The sequence below is a fragment of the Geodermatophilus pulveris genome (assembly GCF_900188375.1).
Taxonomy (GTDB): domain Bacteria; phylum Actinomycetota; class Actinomycetes; order Mycobacteriales; family Geodermatophilaceae; genus Geodermatophilus; species Geodermatophilus pulveris.
This window is the reverse complement of sequence record NZ_FZOO01000005.1, coordinates 16,850-36,996: the sequence shown is the minus strand read 5'-3', so window position 1 is coordinate 36,996 and position 20,147 is coordinate 16,850. Positions and strand designations below refer to the sequence as shown.

The window sequence follows — 20,147 nt, the reverse complement described above, 5'->3', positions numbered from 1 at the left end:
CTCCTTCAGGCCATGCCGGCCGAGCGCTGGGCGGCGTCGACCCGCTCCACGATCTGACCGAGGGTGTAGTTGTCCGGGCTGTCGTCGGGCATCTCGGTGCCGAAGCGGTCCTGCAGCTCGGTCTGCATGGACAGGAAGGCCAGCGAGTCCAGGCCGATGTCGGCGAAGCGGGCGTCCGGGTCGGTCGTGTGCGCCGTCGCGGGCAGCCCCGCCTTCTCCGAGAGCAGGCTCATGAGGTCGCTGAGAGTGAAGGTCGTGTCGGGCACGGTTCGGGTCCTTCCGGTGTGGTGTTCTCCGGCCGCGGGTCCGTGGCCGGGGTCTGGACGAGGGACAGCGAGCCGCGGGCGGCGGCGGGGAGGCCGGCGGCCGGGGCGTCGGCGAGCGCGGCGGCCCGGGCGAGCACGCCGGGCAGCGCGCGGTCGAGGAACTGCACGTCGTGCCGGTCGGCGGTGACGTCGGGGTCGCGCAGCAGGGCCCGGTGCAGGGCGACGGTGGTGTGCACCCCGGGGCCCTCGACCCGCAGCTCGGCCAGGGCGCGGTCCATCCGGCGGATGGCCTGCTCCCGGTCGGGGGCCCAGACGACGAGCTTGCCGAGCAGCGAGTCGTAGTCCGGGCTGACCGTGTCGCCCTGCCGGTAGCCGGTGTCGAAGCGGGTCCAGGGGCCGTCGGGCACCTGCAGCACGTCGAGTCGGCCGGGCGCCGGGGCGAACCCGCGGGTGGGGTCCTCGGCGTTGATCCGGCACTCGATGGCCGCGCCCCGCGGGACGACGTCCTCCTGGCGCAGCTGCAGGCGCCGGCCGGCGGCGACCAGGATCTGCTCCCGGACCAGGTCCACGCCGGTGAGCAGCTCGGTGACCGGGTGCTCGACCTGGATCCGGGCGTTCATCTCCATGAAGTACGCCGACCCGGAGCCGTCGACGAGGAACTCCATCGTCCCGGCGCCGGTGTAGCCGACCGACAGGGCGCCGTGGACGGCCAGCCGGCCCAGCTCGGCGCGCTGCTCGGGGGTGAGGTGGCCGGCCGGCCCCTCCTCCAGCAGCTTCTGGTGCCGCCGCTGCAGCGAGCAGTCCCGCTCGCCCAGGGACACGCCGTTGCCGTGCGTGTCGCAGAGGACCTGCACCTCCACGTGCCGCGCGCCGGCGAGGTGCCGCTCGACGTAGACGGCCGGGTCACGGAACACCGCACGGGCGGTGGCCCGGGTGCTGGTGAACGCCTCGGCCAGGTCGGCGGGGTCGCGGACCACGGTCATCCCGCGCCCGCCGCCGCCGGCGGCCGCCTTGATGATCACCGGGTAGCCGATCCGGGCGGCGATGGAGCGCGCCTCGTCGACGGTGCCCACCGGCTCGACGACACCGGGCAGCAGGGGCAGCCCCGCCTCGGCCATGAGCCGGCGCGCGGTCGCCTTGTTGCCCATCTGCTGCATCACCGCCGGCGGCGGGCCGACGAAGGTCAGCCCCTCGGCGGCGCAGATCTCGGCGAAGTCCGGGTCCTCCGAGAGGAAGCCGTACCCCGGGTGGATCGCGTCCGCCCCGGTGCGCAACGCCGCCTCGACGACGTTGGCCACGTGCAGGTAGCTGCGCCGCGCGGCGGCCGGCCCGATGTGCACGGCCTCGTCGGCCAGGTCGACCACCGCGGAGTGCCGGTCGGGGGTCGAGTAGACGGCGACGACCTCGATGCCGAGCTCGCGGCAGGCGCGGGCGACCCGGACGGCGATCTCACCGCGGTTGGCGATGAGCAGGCGGCCGATCACCGGGCCCGCCCCGACGGCCTCAGCCGCATGATGACCTGGTCGTACTCGACGGACTCGGCGTCACCGACGAGGACGTCGGCCACCACCCCCGCCTCGTCGGCCAGGATCGGGTTCATCAGCTTCATCGCCTCGACGATCCCGACGGTCTGGCCGGGCTCGACCTCGTCACCGACGCGGACGAACGGGTCCGCACCGGGGGAGGGCGCGGCGTAGAAGGTGCCGACGAGGGGGGAACGGACGGCGGTCGTCCCCTCGTCCGCGTCCGGTGCCGCCTCGGGGAGGTCCCGGGCCGTGGTGGTCCCTGGCGCCGCCGGGGGTGCCGCGGTTCCCGCGACCTCGGCGGCCCACTCGACCTCGATGGCCCGGTCGCCGTCGCGCACGGTCAGCCGGCGCAGCCCGCCGGGCAGGCTGTAGGCCAGCTTCACGACCTCCTCGCGCAGGGCGCGGGCCTCGTCGGCCGGCTCCGGGGCGGGAGTGGCGCTCATCCGCGGGGAGAGCTCGCTCGGGGACACGGTCACCCCTCCACCGGCTGCAGGACCCGGCCGCTGTCCCCGCCGATGCGGTCCAGCCGCCGGGAGCGGGTGTCCAGCAGGGTCGCCACGTCCAGCCGGCAGACGTCCTCGAGCTCGCGGATCAGGGCCGCGCGCAGCAGGCGGGCCGCCTCGCCGGGGTCGGTGTGCGCGCCCCCCGGAGGCTCGGGCACCACCGAGGTGGCGATGCCGGACTCCCGCAGGTGGGCCGCGCCCAGCCGCATCGCGCGGGCGGCGGTCGGTGCGGCCACCGCCGTCCGCCACAGGATGGCCGCGCAGCCCTCGGGGCTGATCACCGACAGGTAGGCGTTCTCCAGCACCAGCAGCCGGTCGGAGGTGCACAGCGCCAGCGCGCCGCCGCTGCCGCCCTCGCCGGTGACCACGGCGACGACCGGGACCCGCAGCCGGCTGCTGCGCATGATCGTCTCGGCGATCGCGTGCGACTGGCCGCGCTGCTCGGCCTCCGGGCCCGGGTGCGCCCCGGGGGTGTCGACGAGGGTCACGACCGGCAGCCCGAAGATCTCGGCGTGGTCGAGCAGCCGCATCGCCTTGCGGTAGCCCTCCGGGTGCGGCATGCCGAAGTTGCGGGCCACCCGCTCGCGGACCGTGTGCCCCTTCTCCTGGCCGATGACCACGACGGTGCGCCCGCCGATGGAGGCGACCCCGCCGACCACGGCGGCGTCGTCGGCGAAGGCCCGGTCGCCGTGCAGCTCGACGAAGTCGTCGAAGGCGGTGTGCAGGTAGTCCAGCGTCGTCGGCCGGTCCACGTCGCGCGCCTTCTGGACGACGTCCCACGGGTCGGCGTCCCCCGCGTCGGGCGCGGTGTCCCCGGCGTCCCGGGCGGTGGCCGCCTCGAGCGTGGCGCCGGCGCCGTGCAGGGCGAGCAGCCGGATGAGCAGCGGGCGCAGGTCGGCGCGGGTCTCCACCCGGTCGACCAGGCCGTGGGCGAGGAGGAACTCGGCGGTCTGGAAGTCGGCGGGCAGCTCGGCGCGGATGGTCTCCTGGACCACGCGGGGGCCGGCGAAGCCGACGTGCGCGCCGCGCTCGCCGACCAGGACCGACGCGAGGGTGGCGAAGGACGCCGACACGCCGCCGTAGGTGGGGTCGGTGAGCACGCAGACCGACAGCAGGCCGGCCTCGCGCAGCCGGCCGAACGCCTGGCTGACCCGGGCCATCTGGAAGAGGGAGAACACGCCCTCCTGCATGCGGGCACCGCCGCTGGCGCACACGGTGACCAGGGGCAGCCCGCGCTCCAGGGCCAGCTCCGCGGCACCGCTCACCCGGCGGCCCACCTCGACGCCCATGCTGCCGCCGAGGAAGGCGAAGTCCATGACCGCGACCACCGTCTCGGCGCCGCCGATGCGGGCGATGCCGACCACGACGGCCTCGGTCTCCCCGGAGCGGCGCTCGGCCTCGGCCAGCCGCTCGGGGTACTCGCGCAGGTCGGTGAAGGTCAGCGGGTCCGGCGCGCCGGGCTGGAACGCGACCTCGCTGAAGCTGCCCGGGTCGGCGAGCAGGACGATGCGGGCCCGCGCGGACAGCCGCAGGTGGTGGTCGCACTCGGGGCAGACGTGCAGGTTGCGGTCCAGGCGCTTGCGGTACAGCAGCCACCCGCAGTCGGGGCAGCACACCCAGCCGGCCTGCTCGGGGCCGGCGGGGACGGCCGCAGCCGTGGTCACCGGGGAACGTGTCATGACGGCCTCCCAGTCGTCCGGAGCTCGCTCATTCCGCGGACGACGTCCAGTGGTAGAAGCGGCTGGCCATCGCGTCCCGCGGGGAACGCCAGTTGGGGTCGTAGGCCTCGATGTAGGGCCGCAGGTCCTCGCTGTGGGTGCGGAACTCGGGCAGCGCCTGGGCGATCTTCATGGCCTCGTCGGCGGGCCGGTCGAAGTCGATGAGGTGCACGTACAGCTCGTGGAAGCGGTACAGCGACCGCTGCCGGACCCCGATCTGGTGGGGCATGGAGGTGGCGTCGTAGCGGCCGAAGACGGCGGCGACGGCATCCGCGTCGGTCGGCGCCATCTTGGCGATGATCATGGTCTGGTGCACGGGGGACTCCCAGCGTCGCTGCGGCCCGGAGGGGGCTCGGGGGGTGACACCGACGCTAGGGCGGCGGGGCGGGTCCGGGCATCGGCCGCAGGTCCGATCCGGGGGGCACGTCCACGGGGACGGGGGGGTCTGCGCCCCGACCGTCGGGGGTGGCAGGCATCACCACCGGAGGGCGCATCCATCCCCTGCCGCAGGAGGGTCCACCCGGGTCGGAGGGCGGAGGACCCCCCGCCGCGGAGCGGACCGGACCCCTACCCGGGTATGAACTCGCCGGTCACCGGCGCGGTGCCTTGCAGACGGGTGTGGCGGGTGGGACGGGTGGGGGCCTAGCTTCCGGGACGACCCGGTGACCTCCGAGGCCGGGTCAGGAGCGGAGCAGGTCCATGGACGAACCGGATGACACGGGCCACGGCCCGGTGGGTTCCGGCTCCTGTCCACCGGTCCGGGTGCTGATCTGCGACGACCACGAGGTCCTGCGGCACGGTCTGCGCACCGTGCTGCGCCGCATCCCCGGCCTGTCCGTCGTGGCCGAGGCCGGAGGTGTCGGGGAGGCGCTGTCGCTGGCCGCCGCCGTCCGTCCCGACGTCACCCTGGTCGGGCTCGACGGCCAGGGCCCGGTGCTGCAGGACCTCGTGCGGGAGCTGACCGCCATGGGGGTCCGGGTGGTGCTGCTGGGCGAGGCCGGCGCCGGCAGCGACCTGGTGGAGGTGCTGCGGGCGGGCGCGCGCGGCTACGTGCACACGACGGTCAGCCCGGAGCGGCTGGTCGAGTGCGTGCGGGCGGTGGCGCGGGGCGAGACCGTCCTCGACGCCAGCGTCACCGGGGAGCTGCTGCACCGCCTGGACCGCGGTCCGCGGTCGTCCGACGGCAACGGCCACCAGCCGCCGCACGGCGCGCTGACCGCCCGGCAGCAGGCGGTGGCCGCGCTCGTGGCCGAGGGACTGACCAACGCGGAGATCGCGGCCCGGTTGGAGGTCAGCCGGCCCACGGTCAAGGGGCACATCACGGTGGCGCTGCGCCGGCTGGGCCTGCGCGACCGGACCCAGCTGGCGATCCACGTGCACCGGAGCACCCGGCCGGGCGACGGCCGGGCCCGGCCGGCGGGCCACTGAGCCGGTCCGCCGCGCAGGGAGTGGTTACGTCCCTGGGAATTCTCTGGGAGCCTGCTGGGCGCCAACCACCAATGTGACGCTAGAGTCACTACAGCCTGAAGGAGACGGGCACGTGTCGACGGTGCCGGTTCACGCGGGCCGGTTGCAGGGGGACGACATGGACCAGTACGAGGTCAGCACACCCGCACGAACACACATGACATCGACGACGCACCACGGCACGGCGACAGCCGTGCCCGCACCTCGCCGAAGCGGGCCGGTCCCGCTCCGGCCGCACGCCTGCCGGACGCCGACGACGTTGGTGACCGTGCTGCTCTGCGAGGACCGCGAGGTGTTCCGCATCGGCCTGCGGGTGGTGCTGGAGGCCGAACCCGACATGGCGGTGGTCGCCGAGACCACGCACCTGCCCGAGGCCCTGGAGGCCGCCGAGGGGGAGGGCAGCGTGGTCGTCGTCGTCCGGCAGGGCCTGGTCGCCGGCGACGCCCTGCCGCTGCTGCGCGAGCTGTGTGAGCGCAACACCGCGGTGCTCGTGCTCGCCGAGCCCGAGACGGACTCCGAGCCCGAGCTGGTGGAGATGCTCCGGGCGGGGGTCCGCGGGTTCCTGCCCCGTCGGTCGGGTGCCCAGCGGCTGGTGGACGGCGTGCGGGCGCTCGCCCGCAACGGGGCGGCGCTGGACCCGGCGGCCACCAGCCACCTGGTGCGCCACCTGACCGCTGACCCGCTGACCGTGTCCGCCCCCGTGCTGAGCCCGCTCGACCGGCTGACCGACCGCCAGCGGGAGGTCGCCGAGCTGGTGGCCCAGGGGCTGAGCAACGAAGAGATCGCCGGCCGGCTGTTCCTCAGCCTGGCCACGGTCAAGAGCCACCTCACCGCGTCGATGCGCCGGCTGGGCATCCGGTCGCGCACGGAGCTGGCGATCCTGGTGACCCGGGAGCGGTCGCCGGCCGCCTAGCGGCCCCCTGCAGGGGCCGGCCGCGAGCTGCGAGCGGTGCGGGCAGGGACGTCCTGCCTGTGAGCGGGGTGACGGGGGTGGGCCGGAATGGTCTAGCCCCTCACCGCGATGGAACAGGGCGTGGACCTGTTCTCCCCTGTCATCCTGGGCGACCTCGAGCTCGCCAACCGCGTCGTCATGGCCCCGCTCACCCGGATGCGTTCCGGCGAGTCCGGCGTGCCCGGCGACCTCGTCGTCGAGCACTACCGGCAGCGTGCCGGCCTCGGGCTGATCGTCACCGAGGGCACCTACCCCAGCCGCGAGGGTCAGGCGTTCGTCGGCCAGCCGGGCATCGTCACCGGCGAGCAGGCCGCCGGCTGGCGGCGGGTGGCCGACGCCGTGCACGCCCGGGGCGGCCGGATCGTCATGCAGGTCATGCACGGCGGCCGGGTCACCCACCCCGACGTCAACGGCGGGCGCCGGGTCGTGGCACCCAGCGCCCTCGCCATCGACGGCGAAGGCCGCACGTCGCGGGGCAAGCAGCCCTACCCGGTGCCGCACGCGCTGACCGTCGACGAGGCGCGCCAGACGCTGCAGGACTTCGTCTCCGCGGCCAAGCGCGCGGTCGACGCCGGGATGGACGGCGTGGAGATCCACGGCGCCAACGGCTACCTGCTGCACGAGTTCCTGTCCCCGGCGTCCAACCGGCGCGCCGACGAGTACGGCGGCTCACCGGCCAACCGGGCGCGGTTCGTCGTCCAGGTGGTGACGGCGGTGGCCGCGGCCGTCGGTGCCGGCCGGGTCGGCCTGCGGATCTCCCCCGAGCACGACATCCAGGACGCCTACGAGACCGACCGGGACGACGTCCGCGCCACCTACGGCGCGCTGCTGGACCACCTGCGCCCGCTGGGCCTGGCCTACCTGTCGGTGCTGCACGCCGAGCCGGCCGGCGAGCTGGTGCAGGAGCTGCGCGAGCGCTTCGGCGGGCCGCTGGTCGCCAACAGCGGCTTCGGCTCGGTGACCACCCGCGAGGAGGCGGTGCGGCTGATCGACGCCGCGCACGCCGACGCCGTCGCCGTGGGCCGGGCCGCCATCGCCAACCCCGACCTGGTGGAGCGGTGGGCCGGCGAGCAGCCCGAGAACGAGCCGAGGGCACACCTGTTTTACGCGCCGGGCGCCGAGGGCTACACCGACTACCCGACCCTGCGCGCCGGCTGAGGCACCACGGTGGTCACCCCACGCGCTGCGCGGTGACGACCAGGTTGTCGGTGTAGCTGCGGGCGCCGCGGTCGAACTCGCCGCTGCAGGTGACCAGCCGCAGCACGTCGTCGGCCGTCGCGCCGAAGACCGCTGCCGTCGGGAAGGCGTCCTTGGCGAAGCGCTCGGTGCCGGCGACGGCGTACCGGGCCACGGTGCCGTCGGCGACGGTCACCTCGACGAGGTCGCCGGGGCGCAGCTCGCGCAGGTCGAAGAAGACGGCGGGGCCGTCGGTGGAGTCGACGTGGCCGAGCAGCACGGTCGGGCCGCGGGCCCCGGGCCGGCCGCCGCCGTCGAACCACCCGGCCCGCTCGTACTCCTCCGGCACCTCGGCGGAGCCGTCCGCGGCCACGCCGAGGGCGAGCAGCGGCGAGGAGACACCGATGGCCGGGACGGCGACCGCCGTCGGCTCCGGACTGCTCCGCGGGTCGGCGACGACGGGGGCTGCGCCGGCCGCCGCCGGGGTCACGGGCGGCGGCTCTGGCGCCGCGGACCCCTGCGCCGCGCCCGCGCACCCGGAGAGGGCGACGAGCGCCCCCGCGGTCGCGGCGAGCGTGCGCAGGGGCCCGCGACCGGTCACTGCCGGCGGGTCCGGCGCAGCGCCACCGCACCGGCGGTGCCGAGGACGGCGGCCCCGGCCAGCGCGGCCAGCCCGGCCGGCGCGCCGTCGTCGTCCGCGGTGCCGCCGGCACCGGTCGCCACGCCGCCCACCGGCACGGCCGTGAGCTGGCCGCGCACCGCGCCGGCGACGTACGCCGAGGTGTGCGTGTCGGTGAAGAAGGCCGACGGGTCGGCCTCGATCTGGTCGAGGGTGAAGCCGTCACCGGTGTCCGTGCCGTTGGGAGCCACCCCGGTGGTGAACGGGCCCTGCAGGCAGCCCTCGCTCACCAGCCGGCCGCTGCCGTCGTCCTCGGGGTTGGGCAGCGCGATGCGCGGCGGGCCGGGGCGGCCGGCCGGGGCCTCGTGGATGTGCGTCGCCGTCTTGGCGGGGCTCTGATACGGCGGGGTCACGCCGTCGAGCCGGATGTCGTAGCAGATCACCTCGGTGTCGGAGTTGATCCGGTAGGTGAACGTGCCCGTGGCACCGGGCTCGCCCGGGGCCGCCGCCCCGTCGGGGTCGACGACCATGTCCGGGGTGGCCATCGCGGTGAAGGCGCTGGTGAAGGAGGCCGGCTCGGGGACCTCGGTCTCGGCGGCGGCGGTGCCTGCGCCGGTGAGGGCGAGTGCCCCGGCGGCTCCGGCGACCACGGCGGTGCGGACGAGCGTCGTACGGGACATGGGAGCTCCTGACTCGGGGTCGTGCAGGTCACCCGGGTCTACGGAGCCCGCGTCGCGGGCGTTCACCGCCGGGGCCCCGTGGTCTCATCGGGGCACGCGGCGTCCGGGGCCGCGCCGGGGAGGGGAGGGCCTGATGGCCGAGGTGCACGGCAGCTGCGACGACCGCTTCGCCGGCGTGCGGGAGGCGCTGGCGCTGGCGCTGGACGGCGACGAGCTGGGCGCGTCGGTCGCCGTCGACCTGGACGGGGAGACCGTCGTCGACCTGTGGGGTGGGTACCGCGACACCGAGCGGACGACGCCCTGGACCGCGGACACCATCGTCAACGGCTGGTCGACGACGAAGTGCGTGCTCGCGCTGGCCGCGCTGCTGCTGGTCGACCGCGGGGAGCTCGACGTGCACGCGCCGGTCGGCGACTACTGGCCGGAGTTCTCCGCGAAGGGCAAGCGGGACGTCGAGGTGCGCCACCTCCTGTCGCACACGTCGGGCGTCTCCGGCTGGGACCCGCCCTTCTCGATCCGCGACATGTACGACTGGGAGAGCGCCACCGAGCGGCTGGCCTGGCAGCGGCCGTGGTGGGAGCCGGGGACGGCGTCGGGCTACCACGCCAACAACCAGGGGCACCTGGTCGGCGAGGTCGTCCGGCGGATCACCGGGCGCACCCTCAAGCAGTTCGTGGCCGAGGAGGTCGCCGGGCCGCTGGGCGCGGACTACCAGATCGGCGCCCGCGAGGAGGACTGGGACCGCATCGCCCCGGTCGTCCCGCCGCCGCCCTCGGGTGACCCGCGCGAGCTGGACCCGGAGTCGGTGGCGTACCGGACGTTCACCGCGCCGCTCGCCTCGGCCGCGGCGGCCAACTCACCGGAGTGGCGCCGCGCCGACCTGGGTGCGCTCAACGGGCACACCAACGCCCGCGGACTGCTGCAGGTGATGCGGACGCTCAGCCTCGGCGGCGGGGGGCTGCTGTCCCCGCGGACGGTCGAGACGGTCTTCGAGCAGCAGTCCGACGGGGTGGACCTGGTGCTCGGCGCGCCGTTCCGGTTCGGCGTCGGCTACTGCTTGGGCTCGCCGCTGGTGCCGTACGTGCCCGCGGGCCGCACCTTCTTCTGGGGCGGCTGGGGCGGGTCGCTGGTCGTCATGGACCTGGACCGCCGGCTGACGATCAGCTACCTGATGAACCGGATGGCGCCCGGCGTCCTCGGCTCGGACCGCAGCGAGGCCTACGTCCGGGCGGTCTACGCCTCGCTGTGATCACTCCGGCGTTCCCGCGGGAACGCCGGGTACGACGGTGGAGGTCGTGCCCGACGGTTGTGTGTGTATCGTGTGTGTATGCCTCGGGTGAACATCTACCTCCCCGACGACCTCGCCGCGGCGGTGCGGACGGCCGGGATCAACCTGTCGTCGTTGACGCAGGACGCCATCAGGCGTCACCTCGCCGGACGGACGACGGACGCCTGGTTGGCGACGCTCCAGCCTGCCGCGTCGCCGGTGTCGCACGACGACGCGCTCGCAGCGCTCGACGCGGCGCGGGACGAACCTGCGACGCGACATGGCTGAGGTGGTCCTCGACGCCTCCGCCCTCGTGGACCTGCTCCTGCAGGACTCCCTGGGCGCCGCCGTGCGCGCACGACTGGCCGGCCATGAGCTGCACGCACCAGCCCACGTCGATGCCGAGGTGCTCTCGGCTCTCGGGCGGCTGCACCGTGCCGGGAGCCTGGACGACGACACGGTCACCCGGTTGCTCGCCCGTGTCGCTGACGCGCCGCTGGAACGCCACTCGGTGTCGGACCTGCTGGCCGGCGCCTGGGCCCGACGCCAGCAGCTCCGGCTCGTGGATGCGCTCTACGTGGAACTGGCGGCGGTCCGGACCGCGGTGCTCGTGACGACGGATCGTCGGCTGCGGGCCCTCCCCATGGTCGACGTCGTGACGGCGTAGCCAGGCCGCGGCATGGTGTGGACCGAGCGGGACGTCCCGGACCTGACCGGCCGGACGGCGGTGGTGACCGGCGCGAACGGCGGGCTCGGCCTGCAGACGGCGCTGGCGCTGGTGCGTGCCGGTGCGCACGTGGTGGTGGCCGCCCGTGACCCGGGCAGGACGGCCGCTGCGGAGGCGCGGCTGCGGGCCGCCCACTCCTCGGCGTCGGTCGAGGTGGTGCGGCTGGACCTCGGCGACCTGTCGTCGGTGGCCGCCGCGGCGCGGGCCGTGCTGGCCCGGCACGGGCGCGTCGACCTCCTGGTCAACAACGCCGGGGTGATGGCGCTGCCGCGGGGGACGACCGCCGACGGCTTCGAGACGCAGTTCGGGGTCAACCACCTGGGGCACTGGGCGCTGACCGCGCACCTGCTGCCGGCGCTGCTGAGGGCACCCGCCGCGCGCGTGGTGACGGTGACCAGCACGGCGCGGCACCGGGCCCGGCGGCTGGACCCGGTCGACGTGCACCTGCGGCGCGGCTACGGGCCGTGGGCGGCGTACGCGCGGTCGAAGCTGGCCAACCTGCACTTCGGGCTGGGCCTGCAGCGGCGGTTCGCCGCGGCCGGCGTGCCGGCGATCAGCCTGCTCGCGCACCCGGGGCTGACCGACACCGACCTGCAGGCGCGGGCGGTGCGGGCGGGTGGCGCCGGCTGGGTGGGCGCGGCCTTCGCGGTGCTGACCGCGCGGTCGGGCATGTCGCCGTTCGAGGGCGCCCGGCCGCAGCTGCGGGCCGCGACCGACCCGCGGGCCCGCGGCGGGGAGCTCTACGCGCCGCGGTACGGCTCGCACGGCCCGGCGGTGCGGCGGTCCGTCCTGCGCCGGCCCGGCCTGCAGGAGCAGATCGACACCCTGTGGCGGGTCTCCGAGCGCGAGACCGGCCTCCCGGTGGACGTGCGCAGGGCCTGAGCCGCGGCCGGGCCCCCACCTCCCGCCGGATGACTGCGCCCGGTTGGCCCGGGTGAGCGGACTGTGGTCGTCTGCCCGCAGCACCCCGCCGTGGGGGTCGTCGAGAGAAGAGGCCCGCCATGCGCAGCCCCCACTCCAGCCGGGCGCTCGTCGTCGCCGCGGTCTCCGCGGTGGTCCTGCCGCTCGGGGTGTCGACGGCGGTGGCCGGTGAGCGCCCGCCGGACCGGCCCGGGGACGTGCCGGCTGCGGAGAGCCGGGAGCTGCGGGTCTCCGTGGTCTCCAGCCGTCCGGACGCCGTGAGCGGGGGCGACGCGCTCGTCCGGGTGGACCTCCCCCCGGGCGTGCGGCCCGAGCGGGTCCGGGTGTCCGTCGACGGGGAGGACGTCTCCGGCGACCTGCGCCCCACCGACGGCGGTCTGCTCGGACTCGTCGACGGCCTCACGCCCGGCGGGCACACGATCCGCGCCTCCGCCCGGGGCGCCGGCACCGGCGCCGTGGACGTCACGGCCCACCCGGGGACGGGGCCGGTGTTCTCCGGTCCCCAGGAGGAACCGTTCGTCTGCGAGACGGCGGAGTTCGCCACGGTGACCGGCCAGGTGCTCGGTGAGCCGCTCGACGAGGACTGCTCGGTCACCCCCCGCGTCGAGTACGTGTACCGCACCACCGCGGGGACCTTCCAGCCGCTGGCCGACCCCGCGGCCCTGCCCGCCGACGTGGCGACCACCACGACGCTGGAGGGGGTCGTGACCCCGTACGTGGTCCGCGTGGAGACGGGCACGGTCAACCGCGGCGTGTACGAGTTCGCGGTCCTGCACGACCCCGGCGAGGGGGTCGACCCCAGCCCCTTCGCGCGCAACCGGGCCTGGAACGACCGCCTCGTCCACACCCTCGGTGGCGGGTGCCGCGGCGGGTGGTACCGGCAGGGTGCCGCCACCGGTGGCGTGCTGGTCGACCCCATGCTCTCCCGCGGGTTCGCCGTGGCCTCCAACTCGCTCAACGTCTTCGGCAACAACTGCAGCGACCTGCTGACCTCGGAGACGCTGAGCACGACGCGCGAGGAGTTCATCGAGACCCACGGTGTGCCCACCTACACCATGGGCTGGGGCTGCTCGGGCGGCTCGTACCAGGCCCACCAGGCCGTCGACGCCTACCCGGGGCTCCTCGACGGCATGGTCGTGGGCTGCAGCTTCCCCGACGTCGGGTTCGCCACGTCCCAGAAGCTCGCCGACGCCCGCCTGCTCCACCACTACTCCACCGTCACCGCCCCGGCTGCGATGGACGAGGCCCAGGAGCTCGCGGTCGCCGGCTTCGGCGTGCACGCCGCCATCGCGAACCAGAGCACCGGCGCCCAGCGGCTGGACCCCCAGGCCGAGTTCGACCCGTCGGTGCCGCAGGAGGAGCGCTACGACCCGCAGAGCAACCCGGACGGCGCCCGGGCGACCGTGTGGGACCACACCCGCAACGCCTACGGTGTCGATCCGCGGACCGGCTCGGCCCGGCGGCCGCTGGACAACGTGGGCGTGCAGTACGGCCTGCAGGCGCTCGCGGACGGGACGATCGGCATCGACCAGTTCCTCGACCTCAACGACCGCATCGGCGGGCTGGACACCGACGCCGGCGTGGTCGCCGACCGGATGAGCGCCGACCCGCTGGCGCGGCGGGCGGCCTACGAGACCGGCCGCATGCTCGACGGGGGCGGCCTCGCCGACGTCCCGATCATCGACTACCGGGCGTACACCGACGACCTGCCGGTCGGTGACATCCACATGCGCTACCACTCGTTCTCCACCCGCGAGCGGCTGATCGAGGCCAACGGCGACGCCGACAACCAGGTGATGCTGGTCGAGGACGACACCCTGGGCCTGTTCAGCCCCGACAGCCCGGTGCTCGTGTCGGCCCTGGAGCAGATGGACCGCTGGATCCTCGCCGTGCAGGCGACGGTGGGCAGCGGGGACGACCGGCACGACGTGGTGGTCGCCGCCAAGCCGGCCGACCTCGTCGAGGCCTGCTTCGCACCCGACGGCACGAAGATCGTCGAGGAGCAGGTGTACCGGGGCGACACCCGCTGCAACCGGCTGTACCCGTCGTTCGCCTCGCCGCGGATCGTGGCGGGCGGGCCGCTCGCGAGCGACGTCGTCACCTGCCAGCTGCGGGAGCCGTCCCAGGGCGACTACCCGGAGATGACCGACGGGCAGTGGGCGCAGCTGCGGGACGTCTTCCCGACCGGCGTGTGCGACTACACGCGGCCCGGGGTGGACGAGACGGGCCGCCAGGGCACCTGGGCCTTCTTCGACGCCCCGGGTGAGTGGACCTTCCACGAGCCGGTGGCGTAAGCCGGGCCGCCGGCTGCCGCGCACCCCCGGGTGGTCCGTCAGCCCCGTCGGCGGCCCAGCAGCCAGCCGACGGCGACGCCGACCAGGGTGAGCAGGCTGCCGCCGGCGGCGCCCAGCGCGAGGGTGCGCAGGTCGCCGGGCGTTCCCGCGGGGACGCCGGCCCGGCCGGCGAAGACCCGTGGCCGGGCTGCCGGCGTCGCGGCGTCGGAGCGGCTCGCCGCGACGGCCGACGGGGCGGCGTCGATCGGCACGACGGTGCCGGTCAGCTCGGTGTCCACCGCGGTGAAGAACTGCGCGGCCGTCCGCTTGGCCACGCCGCTGATCATCCGCTGGCCCACGCCGGCCACCGGGCCGCCCACCACGGCGTCGGCCGTCCAGGTCAGCACGGTCGAGGAGTCCTCGGACGGCGCCAGCTCGATCCGCACCGTCGCCCGCACCTGCCCCGGGGCCCCGGCGCCGGACGCGTGCATCACGTAGGACGTCGGCCGCTGCTGGTCGGTGAGGTGCACCTCTCCGGCGTAGGTCCCGCGGATCGCGCCCACCCCCGCCGACACGTCCAGCCGGTAGGAGTCCGCGCCCACCGCCTCCAGCGACCGGCACCCGGGGATGGTGCGCGCGAGCACCTCCGGGTCGGTGATCACCGCCCACACCCGCTCGGGGTCGGCGTGCAGCACCGCGGAGCCCTCGAACCTCACGCCGGGGCCCCCGCCCGGCGGGCGGACGCCGCCGTCCGCTCCGCGCCGGGGTCCCGCACCAGGTCGTACAGCTCGGTGGGGGAGATCGGCATCGAGGTGATCCGCCTCCCCACCGCGTCCTCGATCGCCGACGCCAGCGCCGCCGACCCCGGGATGACGCCGGCCTCGCCCGCGCCCTTGATGCCCAGCGGGTTGAGCGGCGAGGGCGTCTGCTGGTGGTCGATCACGACGTCGGGCACCTCGGAGGCGTAGGGCATGAGGAAGTCCATGAACGAGGCGTTCTGCAGCTGCCCGTCGGCGTCGTAGGCCATCCGCTCGTACAGCGCCCCGCCCACGCCCTGTGCCACGCCGCCGTGCACCTGCCCCTCGACGATCATCGGGTTCACCACGTTGCCGCAGTCGTGCACCACCGCGTACGTGACGACGTCGATCTCCCACGTCTGCGGGTCGACCTCCACGACCGCCGCGTGCGCGCCGGAGGCGAACGTCGAGCGCAGCGGGGAGAAGTACTCGCGGTGCTCCAGGCCCGGCGCGTCCCCCGGGGCCACCGGCGGCTTCGAGTCGTCGTGCGTGGCGAACTGGGTGGCCTGCTTCGCGGCCTCGTCGAAGGCGTAGCGCAGCGGGTTGGACAGCACCGCGACGGTGCGCAGCGGGATCGACGTCCCCGGCGTGCCGCGCACCTGCACCAGTCCGTCCTCGATCTCCAGGTCGTCCGGCTCGGCCTCCAGCACCTCCGCGGCGATCCGCAGCGCCTTCTCCCGCACCCCGCGGGCGGCCAGCGCCACCGCGTTGCCGCTCATCACCGCCGCCCTTGAGGCGAAGGTGCCCACCGCGTAGCCGAAGCGGCGGGTGTCGCCGGTGGTCACCTCGACGTCGTCGATCGGCACGCCGAGCTCGGAGGCCACGATCTGGGCGAACACCGTCTCGTGCCCCTGGCCCTGCGAGGTCAGCCCGGTCGACACCAGCACCTTGCCGCTGCCCAGCACCTGCACGTGCCCGCCCTCGTACGGGCCGGGGCCGGTGCCCTCCACGTACAGCGCCATCCCGATGCCGAGCAGCTTCCCGCGCTCCGCGGCCGCGGCGCGCAGCTCCCCGGCCGCGGACCAGCCGACCAGCGCCGTCAGCTTCCCGAGGAGCCCTGGGTAGTCGCCGGAGTCGTAGATGACCGGCCGGCCGTCCTGGAACGTGAGGTGGTGGTCGTAGGGGAACTGGTCGGGCCGGATGAGGTTGCGCTCGCGGACGACGGCCCGGTCCAGGCCGAGGGCGTCGGCGATGCGGTCCATCGTCCGCTCCATCGCGAAGCAGCCCTGCGGGCGCCCCGCCCCGCGGTACGGGGTGACGATGACCGTGTTCGTGTAGACGCTCTCCACCCGCACCCGGTAGGTCGGGACCACGTACGGGCCGACCAACTGGGTCGCGGTCACGATCGGCACGATGATCCCGTAGGGCGTGTAGGCGCCGTTGTCGTGCCAGATGTGCACGTCCAGCGCGGTGAGCCGGCCGTCGTCGTCGAACCCGACGCGGATCTCCTGCCGCTGCTGGCGCTCGTGGGCGCTGGAGATGAAGTGCTCGCGGCGGTCCTCGGTCCACTTCACCTCGCGGCCCAGCGCGATGGCGGCCATCGGCACCAGCAGCTCCTCCGGCCACGGGTGCACGATCTTGACGCCGAAGCCGCCGCCGACGTCCGGGGCGACCACCTCCACCTGGTCCAGCGGGAGTTGCAGCTTCGCCGCGATCGCCGCGCGCACCGAGGTGGAGGCCTGGGTGCTGGTGTGCACCCGCAGCGAGGAGTCGTCGGCGTCCCAGCGGGCGTGCACGCCCTTGCCCTCCAGCGGCATGCACGCGCTGCGCTCGACGTACTGGGTGAACGACAGCGTCCGGCTCGAGCCGCGCAACGCCTCCTCGACGTCCCCGGTCTCCTGGTGGTGGACGGCGGCGACGTTGTCCGGGATCTCCGCGTGCACGCTCGCCCGCGCCTCGCGGGCGGCGTCCACCCCGACGACGGCGGGCAGCTCCTCGTAGGTGACGGCGATCCGCTCGGCGGCGTCCTCGGCGACGTAGCGGTCGGTGGCGACCACCATGACCACCGGCTCGCCGACGTGGTTGACCTCGCCGTTGGCCAGGGGGTGGCCGGTCCGCGGGGCGTGCAGCTGCGGGTGCGGGATGAGCACCGGCAGCGGCTCGGCCAGCGGGCCGGTGAGGTCCTCGTAGGTGTAGATCGCGACCAGGCCCTCGACGTCGAGCGCGGCGTCCACGTCGACGTCCAGCACGCGGGCGTGCGCGTGCGGGCTGCGCACGAACGCGGCGGCCAGCGCGCCGGCGCCGATGTCGTCGAGGTAGCGGCCGCGGCCGGTGACCAGCCGGGCGTCCTCCCGCCGGCGGACCGGCTCGCCGAACAGCTTCGTCGTCACGGCCGTCCCCCCTCCCGCATCGTCGCCGCCGCGTGCCGCACGGCCTTCTTGATGTTCGCGTAGCCGGTGCACCGGCAGAGGTTGCCGCCCACGAGGTCCTCGACCTCCTCGTCGGTGATCTCCGTCGAGGCGTCCCGCGCCTCCAGCCCGGCGGCGATGGTGACCAGGAAGCCGGGGGTGCAGAAGCCGCACTGCAGCGCGTGGCACTCGCGGAAGGCCTCCTGCACCGGGTGCAGCACCTGCCCGCCCCGCCCATCGTCGCGGGCCAGCCCCTCGACCGTGGTCACCGCCGCCCCGTCGACCTGGACGGCGAGCACCAGGCAGGAGCGCACGGGGTCGCCGTCGACCAGCACGGTGCACGAGCCGCAGACGCCGTGCGCGCAGCCGACGTGCGTGCCGGTCAGCCCGAGGTCGTCGCGCAGCGCGTCGGCCAGCACGCGGCGGACCGGCACGGTGGCCTCGCGCGGGACGCCGTTCACGGTGAGCCGGACGGTCCGCTCGGCGTCCGCGGAGGTGCTCACGCGGCGGTCGCCTTCGCGGCGGCCTCGGCGGCCGCGGAGGCCAGCGTCCGCTCGGTCAGCACCCCGACCAGCAGGCGGCGGTAGTCCGCGCTGGCGTGCAGGTCGCCGTCCGGGTCGACCAGCGTGCGGGCCAGCGCGCCGGCGGCGGCCCAGTCGGCGTCCTCCACCGGGGAGCCGGCCACGGCCCCGGTGAGGTCGTGGACCGCCGGCACCGGCCCCACGGACACGTAGGAGGCGCGGGCGGCGGCGACGCGGCGGTCCCCGTCCAGGGTGACGACGACGCCCGCGCCGCACACCGCGTAGTCGCCCCGGCGGCGGGACACCTCGGCGAAGGCGGTGCCCGACCGCGGCGGCAGCGCGGGGAAGGCGGCGGCGGTGACCACGGCGGCGGCCGGCAGCGAGGTCTCCAGCGGGCCGACGAACAGGTCCCGCCAGCCGACGGTGCGCTCCCCGGACGGCTCGGCCACGGTCACCGATCCGCCGGTCAGGGCGAGCACCGCGGTCATCTCCCCGGAGGGGTCGGCGTGCGCGATCGAGCCGACCGTCGTCCCCCGGTTGCGGATGGCCGGGTGGGCGACGTTCGCCGTCGCCCGGGTCAGCAGCGGCTGCACCCGCGCGGCCCCGGCGTGGGCCAGCAGCTCGGCGTGTCGGACCAGCGCCCCGACCCGCACGCCGTCCTCGGTCACCTCGACGGCGTCCAGGCCCGGGACCCGGTTCAGGTCGACCAGCACCGCGGGCGCCGCGAGCCGCATGGACAGCAGGGGGAGCAGCGACTGGCCGCCGGCGAGCACCTTGGCCCCCTCCTCGCCAGCGAGGACCTCGAGCGCCTCGGCGACCGAGCCGGGGTCGGCGTACCGGAAGGGGGCGGGCTTCACCGGGGCAGCGTGCCCTCTCCCGGCGTCCGCCCGCCGGTGACACCCGGGCGGCCCACCTCGTCGACCGACGACGGGTCGGCCGCCTCGCCGTGCGCCGCATCCCCGTGGGCCGCATCCCCGTGGGCCGCATCCCCGTGGTCATGGCCGAAGGTGGTGCCCGCCGCGGGGTGCGGGCCCTCGCGCAGCAGCGCCGCCTTCATGTCCGCCGGGGCCAGCGCCCGGGCCAGGTGCCAGGCCAGCACGGCGACGATCGACCCGAGCGCGATGCCGTTGAGCACGTACTCGTCGCTGAAGACCAGGGTGACGTTGCCGATCCCGATGATGATCCCGGCGGCCAGCGGCACCAGGTTGATGGGGTTGGCGAAGTCGACCCGGTTCTCCTTCCAGATCTTGGCGCCGAGCAGGCCGATCATCCCGTAGAGGACGACGGTGATCCCGCCGAGCACCCCGCCCGGCACGATGTTGATCAGGGCGCCGAACTTGGGGATGAGCCCGAGCAGGATCGCGACGACCGCCGCCACGTAGTAGGCCGCCGTCGAGTAGACGCGGGTCGCGGCCATGACCCCGATGTTCTCGGCGTAGGTGGTGGTGGGGGACCCGCCGACCGACGTGGCGACGACGGTGGCCACGCCGTCGGCCATCACGGCGCGGCCCATCACCGGGTCCAGGTCGCGCTTGGTCATCTCCGCGACCGCCTTGACGTGGCCGACGTTCTCCGCGACCAGGGCGATGACGGCCGGGATGACCAGCAGGCTGTAGTTCAGGGAGAACGACGGGGTGGTGAAGGTGGGCAGGCCGAACCAGTCCGCGGCGGCGACGGAGTCGAAGCTGATCCGGTCGCGGGTGGACACCTCGCCCGTCGGGCCCGGCGAGGTGATCGGCCCGGCGCCCACGTCGAGGAGGACCGACAGCAGGTACCCGAAGACCAGCCCGAGCAGGATGGAGATGCGGGCGAGGAAGCCCCGCAGGGCCAGCGAGGCGACGATGACGAAGGTCATCGTGGCCAGGGCCACCCACTGGTCCTGCGGCCAGTACGTGGTGGCCGCCACCGGGGCCAGGTTGAAGCCGATGAGCATGACCACCGCGCCGGTGACGGCGGGCGGGAGCACCGTGTTGATGACGCCGAGGCCGGCGACGTGGATGAGCAGGCCGACCAGCGCCAGCACCACGCCGGCGACCAGGAGGGCGCCGACGACGTCGCCGGAGTCGCCGCCGTTGGCGCGGATGGCCGCCACGCCGCCGACGAACGCCGCGCTGGTGCCCAGGTAGCTCGGCACCCGGTTCTTGACGACGAGCAGGAAGATGACCGTCGCGACGCCGCTCATCATGATCGCGAGGTTGGCGTCCAGCCCCATGATGATCGGGAAGACGAACGTGGCGCCGAACATGGCGACGACGTGCTGGGCGCCGATGCCGGCCGTCCGCGGCCAGGACAGCCGCTCGTCGGGGGCCACCGCCTCGCCCAGCGGCGGGGTCCTGCCGTCCCCGTAGAGCTTCCAGCCGAACGCCATGCCCGCCTCCTCGACCGC

Annotated in this window: 20 protein-coding genes; 8 read left to right on the top strand and 12 right to left on the bottom strand. The window is 75.1% G+C overall.

Going from position 1 to position 20,147, the window contains the following annotated elements:
- Positions 1-5: 5 nt before the first annotated feature.
- Genes CHB98_RS11605 through CHB98_RS11585 form a run of 5 tightly spaced genes read right to left on the bottom strand, consistent with a single transcriptional unit; the run spans position 6 to position 4,329 of the window.
- Positions 6-233 carry an acyl carrier protein gene (locus CHB98_RS11605; protein ID WP_089305771.1) on the bottom strand — a complete coding sequence of 76 codons (228 nt, stop codon included), beginning with the start codon at positions 231-233 and terminating at the stop codon, positions 6-8.
- Positions 230-1,750, bottom strand: coding sequence for an acetyl-CoA carboxylase biotin carboxylase subunit (locus tag CHB98_RS11600; RefSeq protein WP_245821099.1), 1,521 nt, complete (start codon positions 1,748-1,750; stop codon positions 230-232). Before CHB98_RS11600 ends, CHB98_RS11605 begins: the two co-directional genes overlap by 4 nt.
- Entirely contained in the window at positions 1,747-2,268 is a 522-nt protein-coding gene (accB, locus tag CHB98_RS11595; protein WP_245821098.1) for an acetyl-CoA carboxylase biotin carboxyl carrier protein, read from the bottom strand. Before accB ends, CHB98_RS11600 begins: the two co-directional genes overlap by 4 nt.
- Complete coding sequence (locus CHB98_RS11590; RefSeq protein WP_089305770.1) at positions 2,265-3,974, bottom strand: acetyl-CoA carboxylase carboxyltransferase subunit alpha; 1,710 nt, start codon at positions 3,972-3,974, stop codon at positions 2,265-2,267. Before CHB98_RS11590 ends, accB begins: the two co-directional genes overlap by 4 nt.
- Before the next feature lie 28 nt (positions 3,975-4,002).
- Positions 4,003-4,329, bottom strand: coding sequence for a TcmI family type II polyketide cyclase (locus tag CHB98_RS11585; protein WP_089305769.1), 327 nt, complete (start codon positions 4,327-4,329; stop codon positions 4,003-4,005).
- Between the two features lie 446 nt (positions 4,330-4,775).
- On the opposite strand from CHB98_RS11585, the gene CHB98_RS11580 reads away from it, so the two are divergent.
- From CHB98_RS11580 to CHB98_RS11570, 3 genes are all read left to right on the top strand, one after another.
- Complete coding sequence (locus CHB98_RS11580) at positions 4,776-5,441, top strand: LuxR C-terminal-related transcriptional regulator (protein ID WP_245821097.1); 666 nt, start codon at positions 4,776-4,778, stop codon at positions 5,439-5,441.
- A 301-nt stretch (positions 5,442-5,742) separates the two neighbouring features.
- Positions 5,743-6,393: a LuxR C-terminal-related transcriptional regulator gene (locus CHB98_RS11575; protein ID WP_245821096.1), complete on the top strand. Its 651-nt coding sequence runs from the start codon at positions 5,743-5,745 to the stop codon at positions 6,391-6,393.
- 108 nt (positions 6,394-6,501) lie between these two features.
- On the top strand, positions 6,502-7,590 hold the full coding sequence (locus CHB98_RS11570) for an alkene reductase (RefSeq protein ID WP_245821095.1): 1,089 nt from the start codon (positions 6,502-6,504) through the stop codon (positions 7,588-7,590).
- A 13-nt stretch (positions 7,591-7,603) separates the two neighbouring features.
- On the opposite strand, the gene CHB98_RS11565 is transcribed toward CHB98_RS11570, so the two are convergent.
- The gene (locus tag CHB98_RS11565; protein ID WP_245821094.1) at positions 7,604-8,098 is read right to left on the bottom strand and encodes a class F sortase; all 495 of its coding nucleotides are present in this window, start codon (positions 8,096-8,098) and stop codon (positions 7,604-7,606) included.
- Positions 8,099-8,205: 107 nt separating this feature from the next.
- Positions 8,206-8,907 (bottom strand): CHRD domain-containing protein, encoded by a 702-nt coding sequence (locus CHB98_RS11560; protein ID WP_089305764.1) that lies wholly within the window; start codon positions 8,905-8,907, stop codon positions 8,206-8,208.
- A 133-nt stretch (positions 8,908-9,040) separates the two neighbouring features.
- Between CHB98_RS11560 and CHB98_RS11555 the strand changes: the two genes are divergently transcribed.
- The 5 genes from CHB98_RS11555 to CHB98_RS11535 all read left to right on the top strand — a co-directional run bounded on the left by CHB98_RS11555 (position 9,041) and on the right by CHB98_RS11535 (position 14,116).
- Positions 9,041-10,156, top strand: coding sequence for a serine hydrolase domain-containing protein (locus tag CHB98_RS11555; RefSeq protein ID WP_089305763.1), 1,116 nt, complete (start codon positions 9,041-9,043; stop codon positions 10,154-10,156).
- A gap of 87 nt (positions 10,157-10,243) precedes the next feature.
- Positions 10,244-10,462, top strand: coding sequence for a type II toxin-antitoxin system CcdA family antitoxin (locus tag CHB98_RS11550; RefSeq protein ID WP_218822340.1), 219 nt, complete (start codon positions 10,244-10,246; stop codon positions 10,460-10,462).
- Complete coding sequence (locus tag CHB98_RS11545; protein ID WP_089305761.1) at positions 10,455-10,841, top strand: type II toxin-antitoxin system VapC family toxin; 387 nt, start codon at positions 10,455-10,457, stop codon at positions 10,839-10,841. The genes CHB98_RS11550 and CHB98_RS11545 overlap by 8 nt, the downstream gene beginning before the upstream one ends.
- A gap of 12 nt (positions 10,842-10,853) precedes the next feature.
- Entirely contained in the window at positions 10,854-11,783 is a 930-nt protein-coding gene (locus CHB98_RS11540) for an oxidoreductase (protein WP_089305760.1), read from the top strand.
- A gap of 119 nt (positions 11,784-11,902) precedes the next feature.
- Positions 11,903-14,116 carry a DUF6351 family protein gene (locus CHB98_RS11535; protein ID WP_089305759.1) on the top strand — a complete coding sequence of 738 codons (2,214 nt, stop codon included), beginning with the start codon at positions 11,903-11,905 and terminating at the stop codon, positions 14,114-14,116.
- A 38-nt stretch (positions 14,117-14,154) separates the two neighbouring features.
- Here the strand turns inward: CHB98_RS11535 and CHB98_RS11530 are convergent, their stop codons facing one another.
- From CHB98_RS11530 to CHB98_RS11510, 5 genes are read right to left on the bottom strand one after another with little or no spacing between them, the layout of a single operon-like run.
- Entirely contained in the window at positions 14,155-14,811 is a 657-nt protein-coding gene (locus tag CHB98_RS11530; RefSeq protein ID WP_089305758.1) for an SRPBCC family protein, read from the bottom strand.
- On the bottom strand, positions 14,808-17,222 hold the full coding sequence (gene cutA / locus CHB98_RS11525) for an aerobic carbon-monoxide dehydrogenase large subunit (protein WP_089305757.1): 2,415 nt from the start codon (positions 17,220-17,222) through the stop codon (positions 14,808-14,810). Before cutA ends, CHB98_RS11530 begins: the two co-directional genes overlap by 4 nt.
- Positions 17,219-17,743 (bottom strand): (2Fe-2S)-binding protein, encoded by a 525-nt coding sequence (locus CHB98_RS11520; protein WP_089305756.1) that lies wholly within the window; start codon positions 17,741-17,743, stop codon positions 17,219-17,221. Before CHB98_RS11520 ends, cutA begins: the two co-directional genes overlap by 4 nt.
- Positions 17,740-18,618: an FAD binding domain-containing protein gene (locus tag CHB98_RS11515; protein ID WP_089305755.1), complete on the bottom strand. Its 879-nt coding sequence runs from the start codon at positions 18,616-18,618 to the stop codon at positions 17,740-17,742. The genes CHB98_RS11520 and CHB98_RS11515 overlap by 4 nt, the downstream gene beginning before the upstream one ends.
- On the bottom strand, positions 18,615-20,129 hold the full coding sequence (locus CHB98_RS11510; protein ID WP_089305754.1) for a uracil-xanthine permease family protein: 1,515 nt from the start codon (positions 20,127-20,129) through the stop codon (positions 18,615-18,617). Before CHB98_RS11510 ends, CHB98_RS11515 begins: the two co-directional genes overlap by 4 nt.
- Between the last annotated feature and the right edge of the window lie 18 nt (positions 20,130-20,147).